The organism is Arthrobacter globiformis (assembly GCF_003261175.1).
In the GTDB taxonomy this organism is placed as follows: Bacteria; Actinomycetota; Actinomycetes; order Actinomycetales; family Micrococcaceae; genus Arthrobacter; species Arthrobacter globiformis_A.
On sequence record NZ_QLNP01000068.1, the window covers coordinates 40,185 to 60,069 of the forward strand.

Sequence of the window (19,885 nt, forward strand, 5' to 3'; positions counted from 1 at the left end):
TACCAGCCGCCTGTTCCTGCCCTACTGCCCCGGCGTCCGTTGCTCCGGCGCCGGAATGGTGCCGCCGTTAAGGGCCGCGGGCTTGGCCGCAGCCGCCGGCTCGGCCGGCTTCGCAGCAGCCGGGGCCTCCGGCTGGGCAGCTGCCGTTTCACCGGCAGCCGGGGCCCTGCTTTCCAGCGGCTCGCCTGAGCTGGCAGGCGGGACCACATTCAGCTGTCCCGGGACGGCAGGCGCGGCGATCACCGCTCCTGCCGTGTCTCCCTTGACCGCCGGCTTGGCATCCCCGCTCACGGTCAGCGTGGAAAGATCAATTTGTCCCTTGCCGGTAGAAGCAACCATCCCCAATTGTGCGGCCTTGGCAGCCAGATTCTGGGGAGCCTCAAAGTTTTGCACCTGCTGTGTCAGGTCCTGGTTCTCTTTGGTGAGCTTGGTCTGTTCGGCACGGAGCTTGACCAACTGGTACTGCGCTGTGGAAACAGTGATGTTGAGCACCAGCACCGCTATCAGCGCAGCCGCCAGCATGCCGAAGCAGAGAACAACGAAGGGCGCGCGGCGCTTCGCCGGTGCGGAGCGGACCAGGGACAGCGGGGTGCGAGCCTTGCGGGCCGACCCCGGAAGCCCGGCCTCTATGTCATGGACGCTGGGGCCGGACGGAAGGGCGAGGTTCCTGGCAGCTGCGGTGCTCATATTGCTCTCCTGGCTCTGATGCGTTCCACTGCGCGCAGCCGGGCTGATGCTGCGCGCGAATTCTCTGCGATCTCGACGGCGGTGGGCACCTCGGTGCCCTTGGTCAGGGTTTTGAGTTCGGCCTTGTGTTCTTCAAGCTCCACCGGGAAGCCGAGCGGAGCTGATGATTTGGAGCGGGTTTGGAAAACGCCCTTGACGATCTTGTCTTCCAGGGAGTGGTAGGACATCACGACGATCCGGCCGCCGAGCGCGATGGCATCCACCGCCGCAGGAACGGCACGCTCGAGGACTTCGAGTTCCTCGTTGACCTCGATGCGCAGGGCCTGGAAGGTGCGCTTGGCCGGATGTCCGCCGGACTTGGCTGCGGCAGCCGGAACCACCGCCCTGATCTGCTCGACCAGCTCCCCCGTGGTGGTGAACGGTTTCGCTGACCGGGCGGCAACGATCCTGTTGGCGATGCGCCCCGCGAACTTTTCCTCACCCCACTTTCGGATAATCCTGACCAGTTCCTCTTCGCTGTAATTGTTAACGACGTCCGCCGCCGTCTGGCCACGACTGGTGTCCATCCGCATGTCCAAGGGCGCGTCAAAGGAGTACGCGAAACCGCGTTCGCGCTCGTCGAGCTGCAGGGACGAGACCCCGAGGTCCATCAGGATACCGTGGACCTCGGGAATGCCGAGGTCATCCAGCACCTCGGCGATTTCGTCGTACACAGCGTGGACCAGGTCCGTGCGGGCCGCGAAGGGTTTGAGCCGCTCGCCCGCCAGCGCCAGGGCTTCTTCGTCACGGTCGATGCCCACCAGGTGCAGGTCAGGAAAGCGCTGGAGCATGGCTTCGGAGTGCCCGCCCATGCCGAGCGTGGCATCAATGGCTACCGGCGTCTCACCGCGCAGGCGTGCTGCCTCAAATCCGGGCGCCAAAAGATTGATGCACCGGTCCTTCAGGACCGGTACATGGCGTTCGGACGTGGGCTTCGGCTGGTCGGGTTCTGTCATGCCTTCGTCCTTCCTTGAGCGCCGGGAATGATTCCTTGGGGGTGGTTTCTTGGGCCAGATCCCCATCCGCGCCTATCCCGTTGGCTGCCTGGCTCCGGGGAAGTGAGCCAGGTAGTCGGCCGGGATGGGCGGCTGGAGATCTCGTCCAAGAAACGCAAACGGGTTCGGGCCGGCCTAAAGGATGCCGGCGATGGGATTGTCAGTTTCAGAGAAGGAGGTTTCCTTCTCCGCCAGGTACTCACTCCAGGCTTGGGCGTCCCAGATCTCCGCGCGGGTGCCGGCGCCAATAACGGCCAACTCCCTGCCGAGCCCTGCATACTCCCGGAGCGCGGGAGGTATGGTCACGCGCCCCTGCTTGTCAGGTACCTCGTCCGAGGCTCCAGAGAGAAAAACCCGGATGTAGTCACGAGCGGACTTGTTGGAGATCGGAGCCTCCCGGATCTGCTCGTGTACCCTCGCGAATTCCTGCTCGCTGAAGACGTAGATGCAGCGCTCCTGGCCTCGCGTGAGAACAAGTCCGCCGGCCAGCTCCTCACGGAACTTGGCGGGAAGAATGATCCTGCCCTTTTCGTCAAGACGCGGCGAGTGTGTCCCAAGGAACACGTCCCACCGCCCGTCTGCCGTCAGAAGCCGAACAACCCCCGCGCTGCCACTACCCTCTTACGCGCTCCACTTTACTCCACTTCTCCCCACAGTCAACGCGACGCGGGCAATTCCCTGCTACCGGAACGAACATGTTTCCGCGGAATGGCGGGGATTTCGCCCGAGGGTGGGAAGTGGAGGGAAATTGGGCCGCTCCGGCGGTGTCGGCCGGGCGGCATTGGCCCGGGAACATCGGCTTCGGGCACCAGGTCCGCGGGTCAACAGGCACAGTTCCCCGGGTTAAAGCGAAATGACCCGCCGTAGCGGGTCATTCCTGGACTATTGACGCCCACCCGGGATGGGTCCGGTGGTGCGCTGTGGAGGGTGGTGCGAAGTGGAGGTGGTGGGAAGTGGAGCGCGGGCTCAGGACTCTCCGCGGCGCCTTTCATCCCATCGTTCCTCGAGGCTGTTCATAAAGGAGCTCTTGCTCTTGGACTTCCTGCCATGCCCGCCGGCATTCGCTTTGCCCGCCGCAACGCTGCGCATCGTGGCAAAGTAAACTCCGGCACCCATGACGACGAACCCGAGGACCCCTACAAATATGTTCTGGAGGGAGACCCCTACCAGGAGGAGCAGCACCCCGGCCAGCGTGGCCAGTACGCCAATCACGATGTGCCGGGTGGACCAGCTGCGGCCGGGATCCGAGCCCATGGAATTGGCGAACTTGGGATCGTCCTCATGCAGTTGCCTCTCGAGTTGCTCGAGCAGCTTCTGTTCGTGCTCCGAGAGCGGCATCACGACCTCCTTAAGTAGGCCAACGTCCAGACAGGCCGGAACCGGTTGTTCCTGCCTCGTCAACGACCGGCATGCCATCCAGGTTCCCGGTCCTGCCAGCTTGGCAGATCCAGGAATTCAAGCATACTGACGCGGCGGGTCAGGTGATCCCCACATGTCCAGACGTTCGAAATCTTTGTATCTATAAGGATAGTTTGTTGGGCGCTGTTCTGAAAGACGCTGTTCATGGGCGGCAAAACCGCCCGGGCCCTGACCTGACACTGATCCACGGCCATGAACACGGTTTCCGCACCCGGGGGTGTCGCCGGAATCACGTCAGGGGCTGCCGCTTCCCGACTCAAGCAGCCGGGCCGGAAGCACGGACTTGCTGCCGAACTTCTCTGCCACCTTGTCCAGTGCTTGTTCAGCCGCCCGCCAGTTGTCGTCGCGCCGGTCCAGGCTCAGCTGTAGGGAGGTCTGGGCGGCCGCTTCCAGCTGCTCCGCACGGACGCCCACCAGCCGGACCAACAGGGGCCGGCTGCCCAGCGACTCCAGCAGCTGGATGGCCACGGCATAGATGAGCTGCGCGCTGTCCAGCGGCGTGTGGACCGTGCGGCTTCGGGTCACCGTCGAGAAATCGGCGTACCGCAGCTTGAGCGCCACCGTCCGGGCCACCAGCCCGGAAGCGCGCAGCCGCTCTGCAGTGCGGTGGGACAGTCTCAGCAGCTCCCGGTGCAGCAGGGCATCGTCCGCCGTGTCCGAGGCGAACGTTTCCTCCGCTCCGATGCTCTTCTCCACCCGCACCGGGGTAACAGCCCGGCTGTCGATACCCCAGGAGAGCCGGTGGACGTGTTCGCCCGTGGCGCCCAGCACCTTCTTGAGCGAGGAGACCGGCGTCGCGGCGACATCCGCCACGGTACGGATTCCCATGCGGGCCAACACTTCCGCCGTCTTGCCTCCAACACCCCACAGTGCGTTGACCGGAAGGCTGTGAAGATACGGGACGGTCTGCTCCGGACGGATGAGCAGCAGCCCATCCGGCTTGGACCGGGTGGAAGCGATCTTCGCCACAAACTTGCTGGCGGCGATCCCCACGGACGCCGTGATGCCCAGCTCGCTGGCAACCCTTCTCCGGATCAGCTGCCCTATGTCACTCGGCGGACCAAGCCTGCGGATGGCCCCTCCGACGTCAAGGAACGCCTCGTCCACGCTGAGCGGCTCAACGAGCTCGGTGATGGACTCGAAGATGCCCATCAGCTGGCCGGAGACTTCGTAGTACAGCTTGTGCCTGGGCTCGATGATGACGGCCTGCGGACACAGCCGGTGGGCCACGGCCATAGGCATCGCCGATTTCACGCCGAATCTGCGCGCCTCGTACGAAGCGGACAGCACCACGGAACGCTCCGCCGGAAAACCCACTATCACCGGCCGGCCACGCAGATCAGGTCGGGTGCGCAGTTCAACTGAGACAAAAAAAGCGTCCATATCGACGTGCATGATGCTCGCCCGCCGAAGCTCCCGCAGCCGCGCTTCCGCCTGCTCTCTGTCGTCGTCCGGCCCCACATCTGCAATCCTATGCCCTGCACCTGACTAAACTGGAGGCTGAATCCGGCATCAACACCCAGGAGGACCGCACCTGTGAAGGTCATTGGAACGCTCATGCCTGCCCGCCTTGGGCTGCTCGCCGCTGGAGCGGCCGTAGTGGCGGCGGCGTCAGCGTGCACGGCACAGGCGCCCGGTTCCGCAACGCTGGCGGCGACGGCATCGGCCTCCGCCGCTGCCGCGGCAACGCACACAGCAGCCGCCACGGCGTCCCCGACGGCAGCCGCCTGCCCGTCTGCGTCCCCCGGCACGTCGGCCACCGTGGGAGCGCTCGTAGCCGGCTTCCCGTCAAAGCTTGTGCCCGTGATGCCCGGGGCCAAGGTGGTGGCCAGCAGCTTCGATAAGTCAACCTCCCCGGCCACTGTCGCACTGGTTGGCTCCATCTCCGCCAAGCCGGCCGCCGTCGTCGCCTATTACACCAAAGCCCTGGAGGGGCAGGGCTTTACGGCTGTTCCCGGCAACGCCGTGGGAAGTGTGGCGTCAAAGGACTTCGTCCGCGCGGGAAGCGAGACCGTGAATATCGCCGTCCCCGCAACGGGCGGCGTTTCAACCTTCACCATCGGCGCCAACGTGACTCCCGAGTCCGTCAAGTGATGGTGGCCGAGCAGCTTCGCGTGGAGCAGGCGGACTTCGTGGCCGCCGTGGCGGGAAAGCTGACAGAGTTCCTGACCACCCGGCAGTCGATCATGACGGCAATCTCGCCGGACATCGATCCCATCATGGGATCCATCTCCAATCTGGTCACCGGCGGCAAGCGGCTGCGCGCCCTCATGTGCTACTGGGGATGGCGTGGAGCGGGTGGCCCCGCCTCCGCCGAGGACATCATCACGGCAGGCGCGGCCCTTGAGCTGTTCCAGGCCGCCGCCCTGATCCACGACGACATCATCGACCGGTCGGACACCCGCCGGGGCGGACCCAGCGTGCACCGCCGGTTCATCCAGCTCCATGAGTCCCAGGGCTGGGCCCTCGACAGCGAACGCTTCGGCCACGCCGCAGCCATCCTGGCCGGCGACCTGTGCTTGTCCTTCAGCGAGGAAGCCTTCACCGACATCGGCGCAACGGCGGCCTCAGGAAGCAGGGCAAGGCTGATCTTCAACCTGATGCGTTCGGAGGTCATGGCCGGCCAGTATCTGGACATCCTCGAAGAGGTGGCCGGGCCGGTCCGGGACCGCGCCGGGGCCGTCAGCCGCGCCCAGTCAATCATCCGTTTCAAGTCGGCCAAGTACTCAACGGAACATCCGCTTGCCCTGGGCGGGGCGCTCGGCGGGGCCTCTGACGAACTGCTCCGGGGCTACTCCGCGTTTGCGCTCCCCCTGGGCGAGGCCTTCCAGCTTCGCGACGACGTCCTGGGCGTCTTCGGGGACCCGGTGACCACGGGAAAGCCCGCGGGAGACGACCTCCGGGAGGGCAAGCGGACGGTGCTCGTGGCCTTCGCCCTGGATTTGGCCACCCCCGAGGAGTCCGCGTTCATCGACTCGAAGCTCGGCAGCCCCGAGTTGGGCGAGGACGACGTGGCCGAGATCCGCCGGATCATTGCGGACTGCGGAGCGCTGCAGGCCACGGAGGTGCTGATCGAGGAGTTCGGCGCCGCGGCCTACGCAGCCCTCGAGCTTCTGCCGCTGGAAGACCTCCCCAAGACCGCACTGCGCCGGCTGGCTGAGGCGACAGTGAGCCGGGCCGCCTAATCGGCTGGCCCGGCCCGTTTATCAGGCTGGGTTGATTACCACGCTGGGTTTCTCTTACCAGGCCAGGGACTGCGCCCGGCGGCGGATTTCTGTCTTGCGACCCTCGCGGAGGGCATCGATGGGCCGCCCGCGCAGTGACTCGTCAGGGGTAAAGAGCCAGCCGATAAGCTCTTCGTCCGAGAAGCCGGCGTCTGCCAGCACAATGATGGTGCCCTTGAGGCTGTCCACGACGTGACCGTCCTGAAGGAATGCCGCGGGCACCGATCGAATCCGGCGTTCCCCGATCCGCAGGGCTGCCAGCGCGCGCTCGTCAAGGAGTCCGTGGACTTTGGTAATGGACACATCCAGCAACTGGGCAACATCGGGCAGGGGCAGCCAGTCGCCTACGAGGGTTTCTACAGTACTCACGGGTCAAGGTTGCCATGGCGGGCGCCCGCAAGCCTAGTCGAAACGGCGCGCGTGTGCGCGCGCTCCAATTTCGCGCCCGACACTCCCAGCCGAGCGGACTTTCCGGCTGAAATCTGTTTCTTGTGCTATCCGGAAAATCGTGAGAGATTCACATAGATAACATTTGCAACACGACTAACACCAGTAACATAAGTATCACGAGCAACTGGCATGACCGACAGCATTCGCCGCTGAGAAGAGGATCTTTCCCATGACGACGACCCGCTCCACCAAGCAGTCACCCCGGCCGGGCCTGCCACTGATCGCGGCCACGACGGCCACGCTCCCTGCCGTCATGCTTTCCTCCCTCGCGGTCGCCCAGCCCGCAACGGCCGACGTCCAGCCCACGACAGTGCCCGCGACACTCGCCGCCGCCATCGAGGCCCAGGCGGCCGCAGTCAAAGCGGGCATCATCCCGGCAGCCTCCGTGCCGGCTGCGCTTCCTTCCGGCCTTCAGCCCACCCGCGTCACGCCGACGGTCCATACGGTGGTCCGCGGGGACACGGTCAGCGGCATCGCCGGCAGGTACGGGCTGAGCACCACTGCCGTGCTGAAGCTCAACAACCTGAAGTCAAACTCCGTAATCTACCCGGGGCAGCGGATCAAGCTGAAGGCTGCTGCCGCTCCGGCGGCTAGGGCTGCTGCGCCCGCCGGCACCGCTGCCAGGACGTACACCGTCAGGTCCGGCGACACGCTGGGCGGCATCGCAGGGCGGCACGGAGTCAGGCTCTCCCAAGTGCTCAGCTGGAACGGACTCAAGGTGTCATCGATCATCTACCCCGGCCAGAAGATCCGGCTCGGTGCCGGCACCGCTGTCGCGGCGGCCCCGGCCAAGGCGGCAGCACCGGCTGCCGCCCCCTCAGCCTCGTATGTCATCAAGTCCGGGGACACACTGTCCGGCATCGCATCCAGGCACGGCGTCAAGCTCGCGACCATCCTGTCCGCGAACCGGCTGAAGGTCACCAGCGTGATCTACCCCGGCCAGAAGCTCGCCATTCCCGGAAAGACCGGCTCCGTCCAGCCAGCATCCAGCGTCACGCCGCTGGTGCCCAGTTCCTTCCTCGGTTACACCTACCCGGCAGCCGTTGTCAGCTCAGCCAATAAAAACAAGGCCCTGCTCAACGCCTCGCCGGTTCCGTCCCTGGCCCAGATGCAGTCCATCGTGGCCGACACGGCACGGCGGATGGGCGTGGATCCGGCACTGGCGCAGGCCTTCGCCTACCAGGAATCCGGGTTCAACCAGCGGGCAGTGTCACCGGCCAACGCCATCGGCACCATGCAGGTCATCCCCTCCTCCGGCGAATGGGCATCCGACCTCGTGGGCCGGAAGCTGAACCTGCTTGACCCGTACGACAACGCCACGGCCGGAGTTGCAATCATCCGCCAGCTGATCAGGACCAGCAAGAGCCTGGATTACGCCATCGCCGGCTACTACCAGGGCCAGTACTCGGTCAACAAGCACGGAATGTACACGGACACGAAGCACTATGTGGCGGCCATCAAGGCCCACCGCAGGACCTTCAGCTGATTCCCTGAATGGCCTCAGGGCCGGGCCACGCCGGCCTCGGGGAGCATAACGATACGGGTCCGGATCGCATGTTGATTCGGACCCGTTTCCGTGCAGCACTTAGTATCGAAGAGTGCAGGAAAACGCTCTAGGCAGTTTCGTTGGGTCGCTGGTGGACAACCGCTACCAGGTGAAGTCCCGGTTGGCGCGGGGCGGGATGTCCACCGTCTATGTGGCCACGGACCAGAGGCTGGACCGTGATGTTGCCCTGAAAGTCCTGCATCCCCACCTCGTCAACGACGGCAATTTCCTCGACCGCCTGGCCCGCGAAGCACGGGCGGCCGCAAAGCTCTCACACCCGCACGTGGTGGGCGTCCTCGACCAGGGGCACGACGGAGACACCGCCTATCTCGTGATGGAGTACATCAAGGGGCACACCCTCCGCGACGTGATCAACAGCAAGGGCGCACTGTCCCCCCGGCTGGCCCTGGCACTCATCGATCCGGTGGTGGAAGGCCTGGGGGCTGCCCATGCCGCAGGCATGATCCACCGCGACGTCAAGCCGGAGAACGTCCTGATCGCCGACGACGGCCGGATCAAGATCGGCGACTTCGGGCTCGCACGCGCCGTGACAACCACAACCAGCACAGGCGCCCTGATTGGCACCATCGCTTACCTCTCGCCGGAACTGGTCCTTGGCAAAGCGGCCGACGCGCGAAGCGACATCTACGCCACGGGCATCATGCTGTTTGAGATGCTCACCGGACGCCAGCCGTTCGAGGGCGACGTCCCCATCCAGGTGGCATACCAGCACGTGAATTCCACTGTGGGCGCTCCCTCCGGCCTGGTTCCCGGGCTCGCCGAAGAGGTGGATGAACTCGTACTGTGGTGCACCGCCAGCGACCCCGAGCAGCGGCCGGTGGACGGCAACGCCCTGCTGGCGGAACTCCGCCACATCCGGACCAACCTCACCGACTCCGAACTGGATCTCCAACCGCCTGCAGCCATTCAGGCGGCCGCGGCGGCGGGCACAGTCACCGACGCCGGCCCGCGCGGCACGGGCGCCCCGCCCGCACCTGCCCGGATGCCGTCCCGAATGCCGGGAAACCCGCCCGGCCAGGGAGCGCCGGGCGGCCCGGCACAGGGAAACCAGGCAAACCAAACAGACCAGGGAAACCATACGGAGCTGCTGGCACCCATTCACGGGGATGACGTCCCCCAGGGCCGCCCCACCGAAGTCATTTCACGGACCAGCAACCCGACCACCGTGTTTTCCTCCCCTGTCTCTCCACCGCCTGTCTCTCCAAGACCCGTCTCGCCAAAGTCCAGCCCGGTCCTCCCGTCCTACGAATTCGACGACGACGAGGCGGAGGCGGCGCCGCTCCCCCTGAGCAAGCGGGAACAGCGGAAACTGGACCGCCACGAACAAAAGGAACGATCGCGCGCCGCGGCCACTCCCGTCCGGACGCTCCGGGAGGGCAATTCCCGCCGCAGGGGCGCGCTTTGGATTGTTGTCCTAGTGCTCCTCGCCCTCCTTGCCACCGGCGCGGGATGGTTCTTCGGCATGGGACCGGGCTCCCCCGGAACCGTGCCGGCCGTGGCGAACAGGACAGTGGCGGAGGCCCAGCAACTGCTCCGGGACACAGGCTTCCAGTCCAGCACCCAGGACGTATTCGATGACGACGTCAAGGCCGGCCTCGTGGTGGGATCCGAACCTGGCGCCGGAACGGAAATCCGCAAATTCCAGCAGGTCTCGCTGTTCGTCTCCAAGGGTCCGCAGCTGTTTCCCCTGCCGCAACTGACGGGCAAGACGCTCGATGCCTCCAAGGAAGCGCTTAACGGCGCCGAGATGGCGCTGGGTAAAGTCACCGAGAAATTCGACGAGGAGATCCCGGCAGGAACGGTCCTGGGCCAGGCCCCGGCTGCGGGAACGCCGGTGCGGCACGGCACGCCGGTGAGCCTCACAGTTTCGAAGGGCCCGCAGCCCATTCCGGTGCCGGACGTGCGCGGACAGGACCAGGATGAGGCCGTCCGCTCGATTGAAGCTGCCGGCCTCAAAGCTGTGGTGGAGGACAAGACGGTGCACGACAAGAACATCCCGAGGGGGGCCGTGGTCAGCCAGGAACCTGCTTCCGGGACACTGACAAGGGGCCAAGCGGTCACCCTGACGATTTCCGAAGGGCCCAAGCTCGTGAAGGTCCCCAGCTACATCGGCAAGCAGGTGGAAGACGCAGTTGAGGCACTGAGGAAACGCGGCTTCGAGGTTCGTGTGAACAACATCCTGGGTGGTTTCTTCGGCACGGTGCGGGACCAGGATCCCGTGGACACTGAGGTACCCGAAGGCTCCGTCATCACCCTGACCGTGGTGTAACAGGGACGACGAACAAAAAGACCGGCGCCCGGGGGTCTGTGCTCCCGGCGCCGGTCTTTCGTTCTGCTGCTGGATCTGCCCAGGGCAGCTTAATGCAGGGCGGCTTAGCGGCGGGTGAGCGCGCCCGCCACGAGGAACGCCATCTCCAGCGACTGCATGTGGTTCAGCCGGGGATCGCAGACCGACTCGTAGCGGTCGAGGAACGCTTCCTGGTCGACGGGGTCAGCGCCGCCGAGGCATTCGGCCACGTCATCCCCGGTCATTTCGACGTGCAGGCCGCCCGGAACCGTCCCCAGGGCATGGTGCACCTCGAAGAACCCGCGCACCTCGTCGATGACGTCGTCGAAATTCCGGGTCTTGTAGCCGTTGGGTGAGGTGACGGTGTTGCCGTGCATCGGGTCCGTGACCCACAGGACCTTGGCGCCGGAGGCGGTGACCTTTTCCACGAGGGACGGGAGCTTCTCGCGGATGTTGCCGGCACCCATGCGGGTGATGAATGTGAGCCGGCCGGGTTCGCGCTCGGGATCCAGCTTGTCGATGAGGCGCAGGGCGTCGTCGCCGGACGTGGACGGGCCCAGCTTGACGCCGATCGGGTTGCGGACCCGGGACAGGTAGTCCACGTGGGCATGGTCCAGCTCGCGGGTACGTTCGCCGATCCACAGGAAGTGGCCGGAGGTGCCGTAGGGCAGGCCGGTGCGGGAGTCGATGCGGGTCAGAGCACGCTCGTAGTCGAGCAGGAGGGCCTCGTGGCTGGCAAAGAACTCAACCCGCTTCAGGGCTTCAAAGTCGGCGCCGCAGGATGCCATGAATTTGATGGCGCGGTCGATGTCGCGCGCGAGGGACTCGTAGCGGGCGTGGGCAGGGTTCTCGGTGAAGCCCTTGTTCCAGGTGTGCACCAGGCGGAGGTCTGCGAATCCGCCCTGGGTGAATGCCCGGATGAGGTTCAGCGTGGAAGCGGAGGTGTGGTAGGCGCGGAGCATGCGGCTGGCGTCGTGGCCACGCGACTCGGGCGTGAATTCGTAGCCGTTCACGATGTCGCCCCGGTATGCCGGCAGCGTCACGCCGTCACGTGTCTCGTCGTTGGAGGAGCGTGGCTTGGCGAACTGGCCGGCCATGCGCCCCATCTTGATGACGGGCATCGCCGCGCCGTAGGTCAGGACCACTGCCATCTGTAGGATCGTTTTCACGCGTGCGCTGATCTTGTCCGCCGTCGCACCTTCAAAGGTTTCGGCGCAGTCACCGCCCTGGAGCAGGAAGGCCTTGCCCTGGGCTGCCGCGGCGAGACGCTCGCGGAGGATGTCCACCTCGCCAGCGAAAACGAGCGGCGGGAGCGCCGACAGCTCCTTGACGGAGGCGTTGAAGACCTCGGAGTCCTGCCAGCTCGGCTGCTGGGAGATGGGAAGGTCCCGCCAGTTGTCGAGTCCGGGATAGTTGGCCGCACCGCTCTGTGAAGTGCTGGTCAGGGAAGAGGCAGGTTTTGCAGATAGCTCAGTCACACTACTAAGAGTAGTTGGCCGGACCGGCTCGGGACACCCGGACTGTCATGCGCCCGGCCCCTGCGTCACAGACACTCAGGCTGACCGGGGCGTATCCGTCTCCTCCGGCCCGGCCTTCCCCGCCAGCCTGAGCTTGACCACCGAGGCGTACTCGTCCACGTATTCCTGCCCGGAGAGCCGCATGAGCTCGTACATGACCTCGTCCGTCACGGACCGCTGGATCAGCCGGTCATCGGCCATGCCCTCGTACCTGCTGAAGTCCAGGGGCTTGCCGAAGATCATGCCGATCCGCCGGATGTTCGGCAGACGCTTGCCGATGGGCTGGACCTTGTCCGTTCCGATCATCGCCACCGGGATGACGGGGACACCGGCCTGGAGGGCCAGCCTGGCCACCCCCACCTTCCCGCGGTACAGCCGCGAGTCGGGGCTGCGCGTGCCCTCGGGGTAGATGCCCAGCAGTCCGCCGTGGGTTAGTACATCCATGCCCGCATCGAGCGAGGCCGACGAGGCCGCGCCCCCGGAACGGTCCATGGGGAGCTGGTTGGTCAGCCGGAAGAACATGGCGGTCAACCGGCCCTTGAGCCCCTTGCCCGTGAAGTACTCGGATTTGGCCAGGAAAATGACCGGCCGCGGCACCATCAGCGGCATGAAGATAGAGTCCGAAAATGAAAGGTGGTTGGAGGCGATAATGGCCGCCCCCTCGGACGGAATGTTGTCCAGCCCTTTGACCCATGGCCGGAAAAGAGTGCGGACCACCGGCCCCAGGAAGATCCGCTTCATGACCCAATAGAACACGTGTCTTACCTCTCCGGACGGCCACCGCCCGGGCGTTCCAAGGGCCCGGCGGCACTGCAATGCAACCCTACTCTAGTGAGAATTGTCCGGAACAGTGACACGATGGATTCATGACAGAAAGCAGCGACCGCCCAAGGCCCGCCGCTTTCAGCTACGCGGGACACGGAGCCAATGCGCGCATCGGAATCGCGATTTCGCACGGCTTCACCGGCAGTCCCCTCAGCATCCTGCCGTGGGCTGAATACCTGGCGGGGCGCGGCTTCGCCGTCACCGTTCCGCTGCTCCCCGGGCATGGCACGAGCTGGCAGGAACTGGCCAGGACAGGATGGCGGGAGTGGCACGGCGCCTTCGAACAGGCGTACCTGGAGCTGGCGGCCAGGACCGATGAATGCTACGTGGCAGGCCTCTCCATGGGCGGCGCCATCGCCCTGCTCACCGCAGCCCGCCACAACGTGGCGGGCGTCGCCGTCGTCAATCCGGGCCTGACCTTTTACGACCGGCGCGTCCGGATCATTGGCCTGCTGAAGTACATCCAGCGAACCACCGTGCCCATGGCGGAGGAAAATCCGACGGCGGCCCCCACGGACGACGGCGACTACTCGCTCACGCCGCTGGCGGCGGTCCACCAGCTGAAGAGGCTGTTCGCTGCCGCCGTCCGCGGCCTCCCGCGGATCACTGCCCCGGTGCTGGTCTTCAAGTCGGCCAATGACGCAGTGGTACCCCCGACTTCGCTAAGCCTGATCCGGAGGCGCCTCGGTTCGGCGGCCCTCGACGTGGTGCTGCTCAGGAACAGCGGTCACGTGGCTACGCTGGACACGGACGCCCAGGAAATTTTCGAGTCCTCGGCGCGGTTTTTCCAGCTGCATTCCCGAAGCCACATACCGTCGGAGAAGTCATGACCACAGTTCCCGATCACAGCCCGTTCAGCAGCGCCTTCTCCGGCGAGGGGCCGTCCATCGGCATCGCCCTGTCCCACGGGTTCACCGGCAGCCCGCACAGCCTGCGTTCGTGGGCCCAGTCGTTTGCCGATGCCGGCTTTGCCGTCAGGATGCCGCTGCTGCCGGGCCACGGCACCACCTGGCAGGAGCTGGCCCGCAACCGCTGGCCGCAGTGGCACGACGCGATGGACGCCGCTTACCTTGAACTCGAGTCCGAATGCGACCTTGTCTTCGCGGCGGGCCTGTCCATGGGCGGCGCCCTGGCACTGCGCATCGCCGCGACCAGGCCCGTCGCCGGAGCCATCGTGGTCAACCCCGGCCTTGTCATTGATGACCGCCGGGCCCCGCTGGCCGGGATCCTCAAGCTGGTCCTCAAGAGCACGCCGGCAATAGCCAACGACATCCGGAAGCAGGGCGTCGACGAGGGCGCATATTCCCGTACCCCTGTGGCAGCCGCCCACGAACTCAATAAGATGTTCAAGGACACGGTCCGGCTGCTGCCTCGCATCACAGCGCCGGTCTGCGTGTTCCGCTCCACGGTGGACCACGTTGTGTCCGATACCAGCATCACGGCCCTGCGGCACGGGCTCATCCACGCCCCGCTGCAGCTCACACGCCTCCACAACAGTTACCACGTGGCCACGCTGGACCACGATGCCGACCAGATCTTCAGCGGCTCGGTGGACTTCATCCAGTCCGTGGTGGCGGACGGCCACCGGGGATCCGCCGACTCCGCGACAGCCAGCCAGAAGGGCGCGACCGATGAATAGGCCCGATTCGAATGCATCCGATCCGAGTGCCAACCAGGATGACGCCGTCTGGCTCGACCTGGTGGCCAGGCTCCAGGGCGACAGCCCGGCTCCGGATGCGGACGTCGCCCCAGGCGACGGGGAACCCCGACCCACCAAGTCCCCGCGCCATCACGGCGGTCCCCGGCACAGCGCAGCTCCCAGCGACAACCGAGCCGACGACGCCGGCTCCGCACGGGCAGAAGAGCCGGACGCCGGTTCCGGTCCGGGAAGCGCGGCAAGACGCTTCACCGACTTCGATCCGCTGGGCCTGGCGCCACGGGCGCCCCGGGAACTGTCAGCCGCCGAGCGGCAGCAGGCCGCCGACCAGGAGAAGGCAACAGGCCAGGAGAAGGCCGACCGGTCTGGACAGCCTGACGTTCCCCCCGGCGCCGGGGACCCGCGCGACTACAGCGTCGAGGACGACGACGGTGAGTTCGTGCCGGAGGAGCCGCCCAAGCTTTCGGCGACGGACCCGCTGACGATGCTCGCCTGGCTGGGCGCCGTCGGCGCTCCGGTTGCCCTGGTCCTGTCGTCGATGTTCTGGCGCTCCGCGCCGCTGCTGGCAATCCTCGGCATGGTGGCCGCCTTCATCGGGGCTGTGGTGTACCTGATCATGAAGCTGCCGCAGGAGAAGGACGAGAACGACGACGGCGCCCGGGTCTGACGCTTCCGTCAGCGGTGCGTGCGGCTGCTGGCCCGGGACAGGTCGGCAGCCCCGATCAGGCCGGCATTTGGCCCAAGGGCGGCCAGGTCTATTTCTGCGGCAGGACGGAAACCGCGGCCGGTGAGGTTGCGGGCGAAGGCCTTGCGCGCCGGAGCCACCAGCAGTTCGCCGGCCGCGCACAGACCGCCGCCAATCACGAACTTCCCCGGATCGAGGGCGGCGGCAAGGTTCGCCAGCCCCAGACCGAGCCAGTTCCCGACGTCCTCAAGGAGCTCCCGGGAGGCGGCGTCGCCGGCGATGGCCAGTTCCGTCACCGTGGCCCCCGTGATGCGGCCGGCGCTTCCGTCGACCGCTTTGAGAAGCTCCTGCGCCACCGGCGAATTCGCCATCGCCAGTTCCCGGGCCTCCCGGCCGAGGGCGTTGCCTGAGGCATACTGTTCCCAGCAGCCGCGGTTGCCGCACTCGCACCGGTGGCCGCCGGGCATGATGATCTGGTGGCCGAACTCCCCCGCCACACCAAACCTGCCGCGCTCGACGCGCCCGTCCATCACCATGGCTCCGCCGATGCCGGTGCCAAGGGTGATGCAGACCAGCCGGTCCTGCCCCTGCCCGGCACCGAAGCGCCATTCGGCCCAGGCCGCAGCATCGGCGTCGTTAACCAGCATCACGGGGCGCCGCAGCAGGTGCTGCAGGTTCTCCCGCAGCGGTTCGTTCCGCCAGGCGAGATGCGGGCTGAACAGCACCGTGCCGCCGTCGAGATCCATCCAGCCGGCGGCACCAATGCCCACGGACCGTATCCGGGTACCGGCGCTCAATTCCTCAACCAGTTCCACGATGACGCGCTCCACCGCACGCGGGTCGCTTCCCGGCGTGGACCGCCGCGCCTCGCGCAGGATGCGGCCCTCGGCGTCCACCACGCCGGCGGCAACCTTGGTGCCGCCGATGTCGATGCCGATGGCAAGTCCCCGGCGCCCCAGCCGCAGTTGCTGCCGGAAGAGGCGGCGGCCAGCCAGGTGGCCCCCGTACCCCGGGGCCGGTCGCCGTGACACGGAGTGCCGCGGCTCCGCGCGCCGGGACGCCCATCCCCCGGGCTGGCTGCTCCGGACGGAGTCTAGGGGCGGGGCTGGCTGCTCGTTGGGCGCGGAGGGCTGCATAGTCCCCCATTCTAGGTGTCGCCCCAGAGCGTCGTCGCAGGTGGGACACCCGAACCGCACGTCCTGCCCACTGGCGGCGCGTACCCTTTAGCCGTAAAGTTACCGACGGGTAACCACGATCTGCCGGCCCCGGCCAGGTGACGTACTAAGGTTAGGACTACCCGCTGCGGCCAACGGATATCAAAGGAGCTAACGTGCGCGAATTCAGCGTTCCGCCCTTGGCGAACGTCCCCCTGGACAGTAATATCACGGACCTTGTTCTGCGCCAGGCAGCCAAGGCATCCAACCCTGCCCTGTTTTCGCGCCTCGACCCTGCCGGCCAGTGGCAGGACATTCGGGCCAAGGAATTTGTGGCCGACGTGTCCGCTCTCGCCAAGGGGCTCATCGCCAATGGTGTCGGTGCGGGCGACCGCGTGGGCATCATGTCGCGTACCCGTTACGAGTGGGCACTCATCGACTTCGCCATCTGGTTCGCAGGTGGCGTTTCCGTTCCCATCTACGAAACGTCATCGCCCTCCCAGGTCGCCTGGAACCTGGGTGACTCCGGCGCCGTCGCTGCATTCGGCGAATCGGACCACCACGAGAACATCATCCGGCAGGCCGCTGCCACCGAAGGCCTCACGGCACTGACCCATGTGTGGCAGCTGGAGGGGGACGGCCTCGACGCCGTGCGTGCGGCCGGTGCTGCCGTCAGCGACGACGAACTCGACGCCCGGCGGCGCTCCGCCGGGCTCAGCGACCTCGCCACCATCATCTACACCTCGGGCACCACCGGCCGTCCCAAGGGCTGCGAACTGACCCACGGAAACTTTGTGGAGCTGTCAGAGAACGCCCTCGCCACCTCGCTGAGCGGCGTAGTCCATGAGCAGTCGCGCACCATCATGTTCCTGCCGCTGGCACATGTCTTCGCACGCTTCATCTCGGTCCTGGCCGTCGCCGCCGGCGTTACCGTGGCGCACACCCCCGACATCAAGCACCTGCTGCCCGACCTGCAGAGCTACAAGCCGACGTTCATCCTTGCTGTGCCGCGCGTGTTCGAAAAGGTGTACAACTCGGCCCTCACCAAGGCCGAAGACGGCGGCAAGGGCGCGATCTTCCACAAGGCCGCCGACACAGCCATCGCCTACTCCCGCGCACGGCAGGCCGGAAGTATCGGCCTGGGCCTGAAGATCAGGCACGCGATCTTCGACAAGCTCGTCTACGGCAAACTCCGCGCCGCCATGGGCGGGGAGGTGGCACATGCCGTGTCCGGCGGCGGCCCGCTCGGCGAGCGGCTGGGCCACTTCTTCCAGGGCATCGGCCTGCAGATCCTGGAGGGCTACGGCCTCACCGAAACCACGGCCCCCGTCAGCGTCAATACGCCGGAGCGGATCAAGATCGGGACGGTCGGTGCCCCGATTCCGGGCAACAGCGTTCGGATTGCCGACGACGGCGAGATCCTCGTCAAGGGCTCCTGCGTCATGCGGGGGTACTACCAGCGGTCCGACCTCACAGAGGAGTCGTTCGCTGATGGCTGGTTCCGCACCGGTGACATCGGCCAGCTCGACGACGACGGCTACCTGCTGATTACCGGCCGCAAAAAGGAAATCATAGTCACTGCCGGCGGCAAGAACGTGGTTCCCGCGCTGCTCGAGGACCAGATCCGGGCTGATGCGCTGGTGTCACAGGTACTCGTTGTGGGTGACAACCGCCCGTTCATCGGCGCCCTCGTGACGCTGGATGAGGAAGCACTCCCGGGCTGGCTGCAGCGCCACGGCCTGCCGGCGGACACGAACCTGAGCGACGCCGCCGGACATGCCGAGGTCAAGGCCGCCGTGCAGGAGCTCATCAACCAGGCCAACCAGTCGGTTTCGCAGGCGGAGGCCATCAAGTCATTCCGGATCGTGCCGAGCGATTTCACCGAAGCCTCCGGCCACCTCACCCCGTCCATGAAGGTCAAGCGCGCGCAGGTCATGAAGGACTTCGAGGGCGTGATCGACGACATGTACAAGTCGCCGAAGCCCACCCGCGCCTAGCCAGGGCTTGATCCGCCTAGTCCTGCTGCAGCTCGTCCACCACCAGCGCGGCCAGCTCCACGGCTGCGGCGCGGGTTGCCGGCTTCAGCTGGCCCAGGCGGATCCGCGAACCTTCCGCCAGGTGCCTGTCATGCGGAATCCGCACCACGTTCTTCACCCGGGACAGGAAGTGCTGCTCGATTTCGTCGATGTTGACCAGCGTGCGGTTTCCGGCAGCCATGTTGATGACCACCGTTGCCTTGGCGACGAGGTCCTGGCGGCCGTGGGCTTCAAGCCAGGACAGCGTTTCGGACGCCAGCCGGGCCTCATCCACGCTGCCGCCGGAAACGAGCACCACGGCATCGGCCTTCTCCAGCGTGCCCTTCATGACGGAGTGCACCATGCCGGTGCCTGAATCGGTGAGCACGATCGAGTAATACCGGCCCAGGATATCCGTAACGGCGCGGTAGTCGGCGTCGTCGAAGGCGTGGGCCACCATGGGGTCGGTGTCCGAGGCAAGCACATCGAGGCGCGAACCGTCCCGTGCCGTGTAGTTGGACAGCTGCGCGAACGAGTCGACCGTGAACCTGTCCTTCACCAGCTGGCGGGCCGTGAAATCAGCCCTGCCCGGCGACCGGTCTGACAGAGTGCCCCGGTCCGGATTCGCATCCATCGCGATGACCCGGTCCTCACGCAGCTCAGCCAGCACCATGCCGAGCAGGGTTGTGACGGTGGTCTTGCCCACTCCGCCCTTGCGCGAGAGCACCGGCACGTACCGGGTCCGCTCCCCCAGCCGCATGGCGATGCGGTGCTCCATGGCCCGCTGGATGCGGACTTGGTCGGAGTCGCCGAGGTTCACGTAGCCCAGGGTTGCCTGGTACAGCCAGCGGCGCCAGCCCGACACCGGGGCGGCTGCGGCCCTGGTCAGGAGACGGTCAGCGGTCAGGGCAGCAGCGGGCTCCGGTCCCTCGGGCCGTTCACGGCGCCCGGGGAGGTCCTTCACCTCTTCACCTTCATCAACTGGCGCGGGAACCGGTGCAACGGCGGCCGCTGTGTCAGCTAGGTCCTGGTGCTCCGCGATGGCTCCACCGGGGCCGGCGGTCACAACGGGCAGGGCCGACGTAACCGTCCCCTGCTGCACCACGCCGCCGACTGCCGGGAGCGATCCGGCAGAGGTGCGGTCCTGGGCGTCGGAAACGGTCACCACACTGATGTCCCCGGCCGGTGCCACCACACTGGTCACCGCTACGTCCGCCGCGCCCGCCGGAACCACCCCGCCGGGACCGGTCAGGGGCTCCGCCGCAACGTCGGCGACGCTGCCTTGTGAGATTGAAGGCCTCCGGTCGGGGCGCGGCCCGGGCTTGGGCGTATTGGTCTGCGTCATGGCTTCCGCTCTGTTTCGT

Annotated in this window: 18 protein-coding genes; 8 read left to right on the plus strand and 10 right to left on the minus strand. The window is 66.4% G+C overall.

What is annotated here, in order from left to right; genetic code table 11:
* Positions 1-21: 21 nt before the first annotated feature.
* The 5 genes from DBZ45_RS09445 to dinB form a co-directional block, all read right to left on the minus strand.
* Positions 22-687: a hypothetical protein gene (locus DBZ45_RS09445; protein ID WP_111903665.1), complete on the minus strand. Its 666-nt coding sequence runs from the start codon at positions 685-687 to the stop codon at positions 22-24.
* Positions 684-1,682: a 16S rRNA (cytosine(1402)-N(4))-methyltransferase RsmH gene (rsmH, locus tag DBZ45_RS09450; protein ID WP_111903666.1), complete on the minus strand. Its 999-nt coding sequence runs from the start codon at positions 1,680-1,682 to the stop codon at positions 684-686. The genes DBZ45_RS09445 and rsmH overlap by 4 nt, the downstream gene beginning before the upstream one ends.
* Positions 1,683-1,856: 174 nt before the next feature.
* On the minus strand, positions 1,857-2,285 hold the full coding sequence (gene mraZ / locus DBZ45_RS09455; RefSeq protein WP_111903667.1) for a division/cell wall cluster transcriptional repressor MraZ: 429 nt from the start codon (positions 2,283-2,285) through the stop codon (positions 1,857-1,859).
* A gap of 402 nt (positions 2,286-2,687) precedes the next feature.
* Positions 2,688-3,059, minus strand: a complete 372-nt coding sequence (locus tag DBZ45_RS09460; RefSeq protein WP_111903668.1) for a DUF3040 domain-containing protein — start codon at positions 3,057-3,059, stop codon at positions 2,688-2,690.
* Positions 3,060-3,374: 315 nt separating this feature from the next.
* Complete coding sequence (gene dinB / locus DBZ45_RS09465) at positions 3,375-4,535, minus strand: DNA polymerase IV (RefSeq protein WP_440130510.1); 1,161 nt, start codon at positions 4,533-4,535, stop codon at positions 3,375-3,377.
* A gap of 141 nt (positions 4,536-4,676) precedes the next feature.
* On the opposite strand from dinB, the gene DBZ45_RS09470 reads away from it, so the two are divergent.
* Both DBZ45_RS09470 and DBZ45_RS09475 read left to right on the plus strand, forming a co-directional pair.
* Positions 4,677-5,234: a hypothetical protein gene (locus tag DBZ45_RS09470; protein WP_223256998.1), complete on the plus strand. Its 558-nt coding sequence runs from the start codon at positions 4,677-4,679 to the stop codon at positions 5,232-5,234.
* A complete protein-coding gene (locus DBZ45_RS09475; protein ID WP_111903670.1) occupies positions 5,231-6,325 on the plus strand; it encodes a polyprenyl synthetase family protein in 1,095 nt (364 codons plus the stop codon). Before DBZ45_RS09470 ends, DBZ45_RS09475 begins: the two co-directional genes overlap by 4 nt.
* A 54-nt stretch (positions 6,326-6,379) precedes the next feature.
* Here DBZ45_RS09475 and DBZ45_RS09480 read toward each other — a convergent pair whose 3' ends face one another.
* Positions 6,380-6,733: an Rv2175c family DNA-binding protein gene (locus tag DBZ45_RS09480; protein WP_111903671.1), complete on the minus strand. Its 354-nt coding sequence runs from the start codon at positions 6,731-6,733 to the stop codon at positions 6,380-6,382.
* 250 nt (positions 6,734-6,983) lie between these two features.
* Here DBZ45_RS09480 and DBZ45_RS09485 point away from each other — a divergent pair, with 250 nt between their 5' ends.
* Together DBZ45_RS09485 and DBZ45_RS09490 are read left to right on the plus strand one after the other, a co-directional pair.
* Positions 6,984-8,300 carry a lytic transglycosylase domain-containing protein gene (locus tag DBZ45_RS09485; protein ID WP_111903672.1) on the plus strand — a complete coding sequence of 439 codons (1,317 nt, stop codon included), beginning with the start codon at positions 6,984-6,986 and terminating at the stop codon, positions 8,298-8,300.
* Positions 8,301-8,496: 196 nt separating this feature from the next.
* Positions 8,497-10,650 (plus strand): PASTA domain-containing protein, encoded by a 2,154-nt coding sequence (locus DBZ45_RS09490; protein WP_440130511.1) that lies wholly within the window; start codon positions 8,497-8,499, stop codon positions 10,648-10,650.
* 104 nt (positions 10,651-10,754) lie between these two features.
* On the opposite strand, the gene DBZ45_RS09495 is transcribed toward DBZ45_RS09490, so the two are convergent.
* Together DBZ45_RS09495 and DBZ45_RS09500 are read right to left on the minus strand one after the other, a co-directional pair.
* On the minus strand, positions 10,755-12,146 hold the full coding sequence (locus tag DBZ45_RS09495) for a class II 3-deoxy-7-phosphoheptulonate synthase (RefSeq protein WP_111903674.1): 1,392 nt from the start codon (positions 12,144-12,146) through the stop codon (positions 10,755-10,757).
* Between the two features lie 75 nt (positions 12,147-12,221).
* Positions 12,222-12,941 carry a lysophospholipid acyltransferase family protein gene (locus tag DBZ45_RS09500; protein WP_111903675.1) on the minus strand — a complete coding sequence of 240 codons (720 nt, stop codon included), beginning with the start codon at positions 12,939-12,941 and terminating at the stop codon, positions 12,222-12,224.
* 110 nt (positions 12,942-13,051) lie between these two features.
* Between DBZ45_RS09500 and DBZ45_RS09505 the strand changes: the two genes are divergently transcribed.
* Genes DBZ45_RS09505 through DBZ45_RS09515 form a run of 3 tightly spaced genes read left to right on the plus strand, consistent with a single transcriptional unit; the run spans position 13,052 to position 15,334 of the window.
* Entirely contained in the window at positions 13,052-13,840 is a 789-nt protein-coding gene (locus DBZ45_RS09505; protein ID WP_111903676.1) for an alpha/beta hydrolase, read from the plus strand.
* Entirely contained in the window at positions 13,837-14,649 is an 813-nt protein-coding gene (locus tag DBZ45_RS09510) for an alpha/beta hydrolase (protein ID WP_111903677.1), read from the plus strand. The genes DBZ45_RS09505 and DBZ45_RS09510 overlap by 4 nt, the downstream gene beginning before the upstream one ends.
* Entirely contained in the window at positions 14,642-15,334 is a 693-nt protein-coding gene (locus tag DBZ45_RS09515; protein WP_111903678.1) for a GlsB/YeaQ/YmgE family stress response membrane protein, read from the plus strand. The genes DBZ45_RS09510 and DBZ45_RS09515 overlap by 8 nt, the downstream gene beginning before the upstream one ends.
* 8 nt (positions 15,335-15,342) lie before the next feature.
* Here the strand turns inward: DBZ45_RS09515 and DBZ45_RS09520 are convergent, their stop codons facing one another.
* Positions 15,343-16,488, minus strand: a complete 1,146-nt coding sequence (locus tag DBZ45_RS09520) for an ROK family glucokinase (RefSeq protein ID WP_223256999.1) — start codon at positions 16,486-16,488, stop codon at positions 15,343-15,345.
* A 194-nt stretch (positions 16,489-16,682) separates the two neighbouring features.
* On the opposite strand from DBZ45_RS09520, the gene DBZ45_RS09525 reads away from it, so the two are divergent.
* The gene (locus tag DBZ45_RS09525; protein WP_111903679.1) at positions 16,683-18,503 is read left to right on the plus strand and encodes an AMP-dependent synthetase/ligase; all 1,821 of its coding nucleotides are present in this window, start codon (positions 16,683-16,685) and stop codon (positions 18,501-18,503) included.
* 16 nt (positions 18,504-18,519) lie between these two features.
* Here DBZ45_RS09525 and DBZ45_RS09530 read toward each other — a convergent pair whose 3' ends face one another.
* Positions 18,520-19,866 (minus strand): MinD/ParA family ATP-binding protein, encoded by a 1,347-nt coding sequence (locus DBZ45_RS09530; RefSeq protein ID WP_111903680.1) that lies wholly within the window; start codon positions 19,864-19,866, stop codon positions 18,520-18,522.
* Positions 19,867-19,885: the final 19 nt, after the last annotated feature.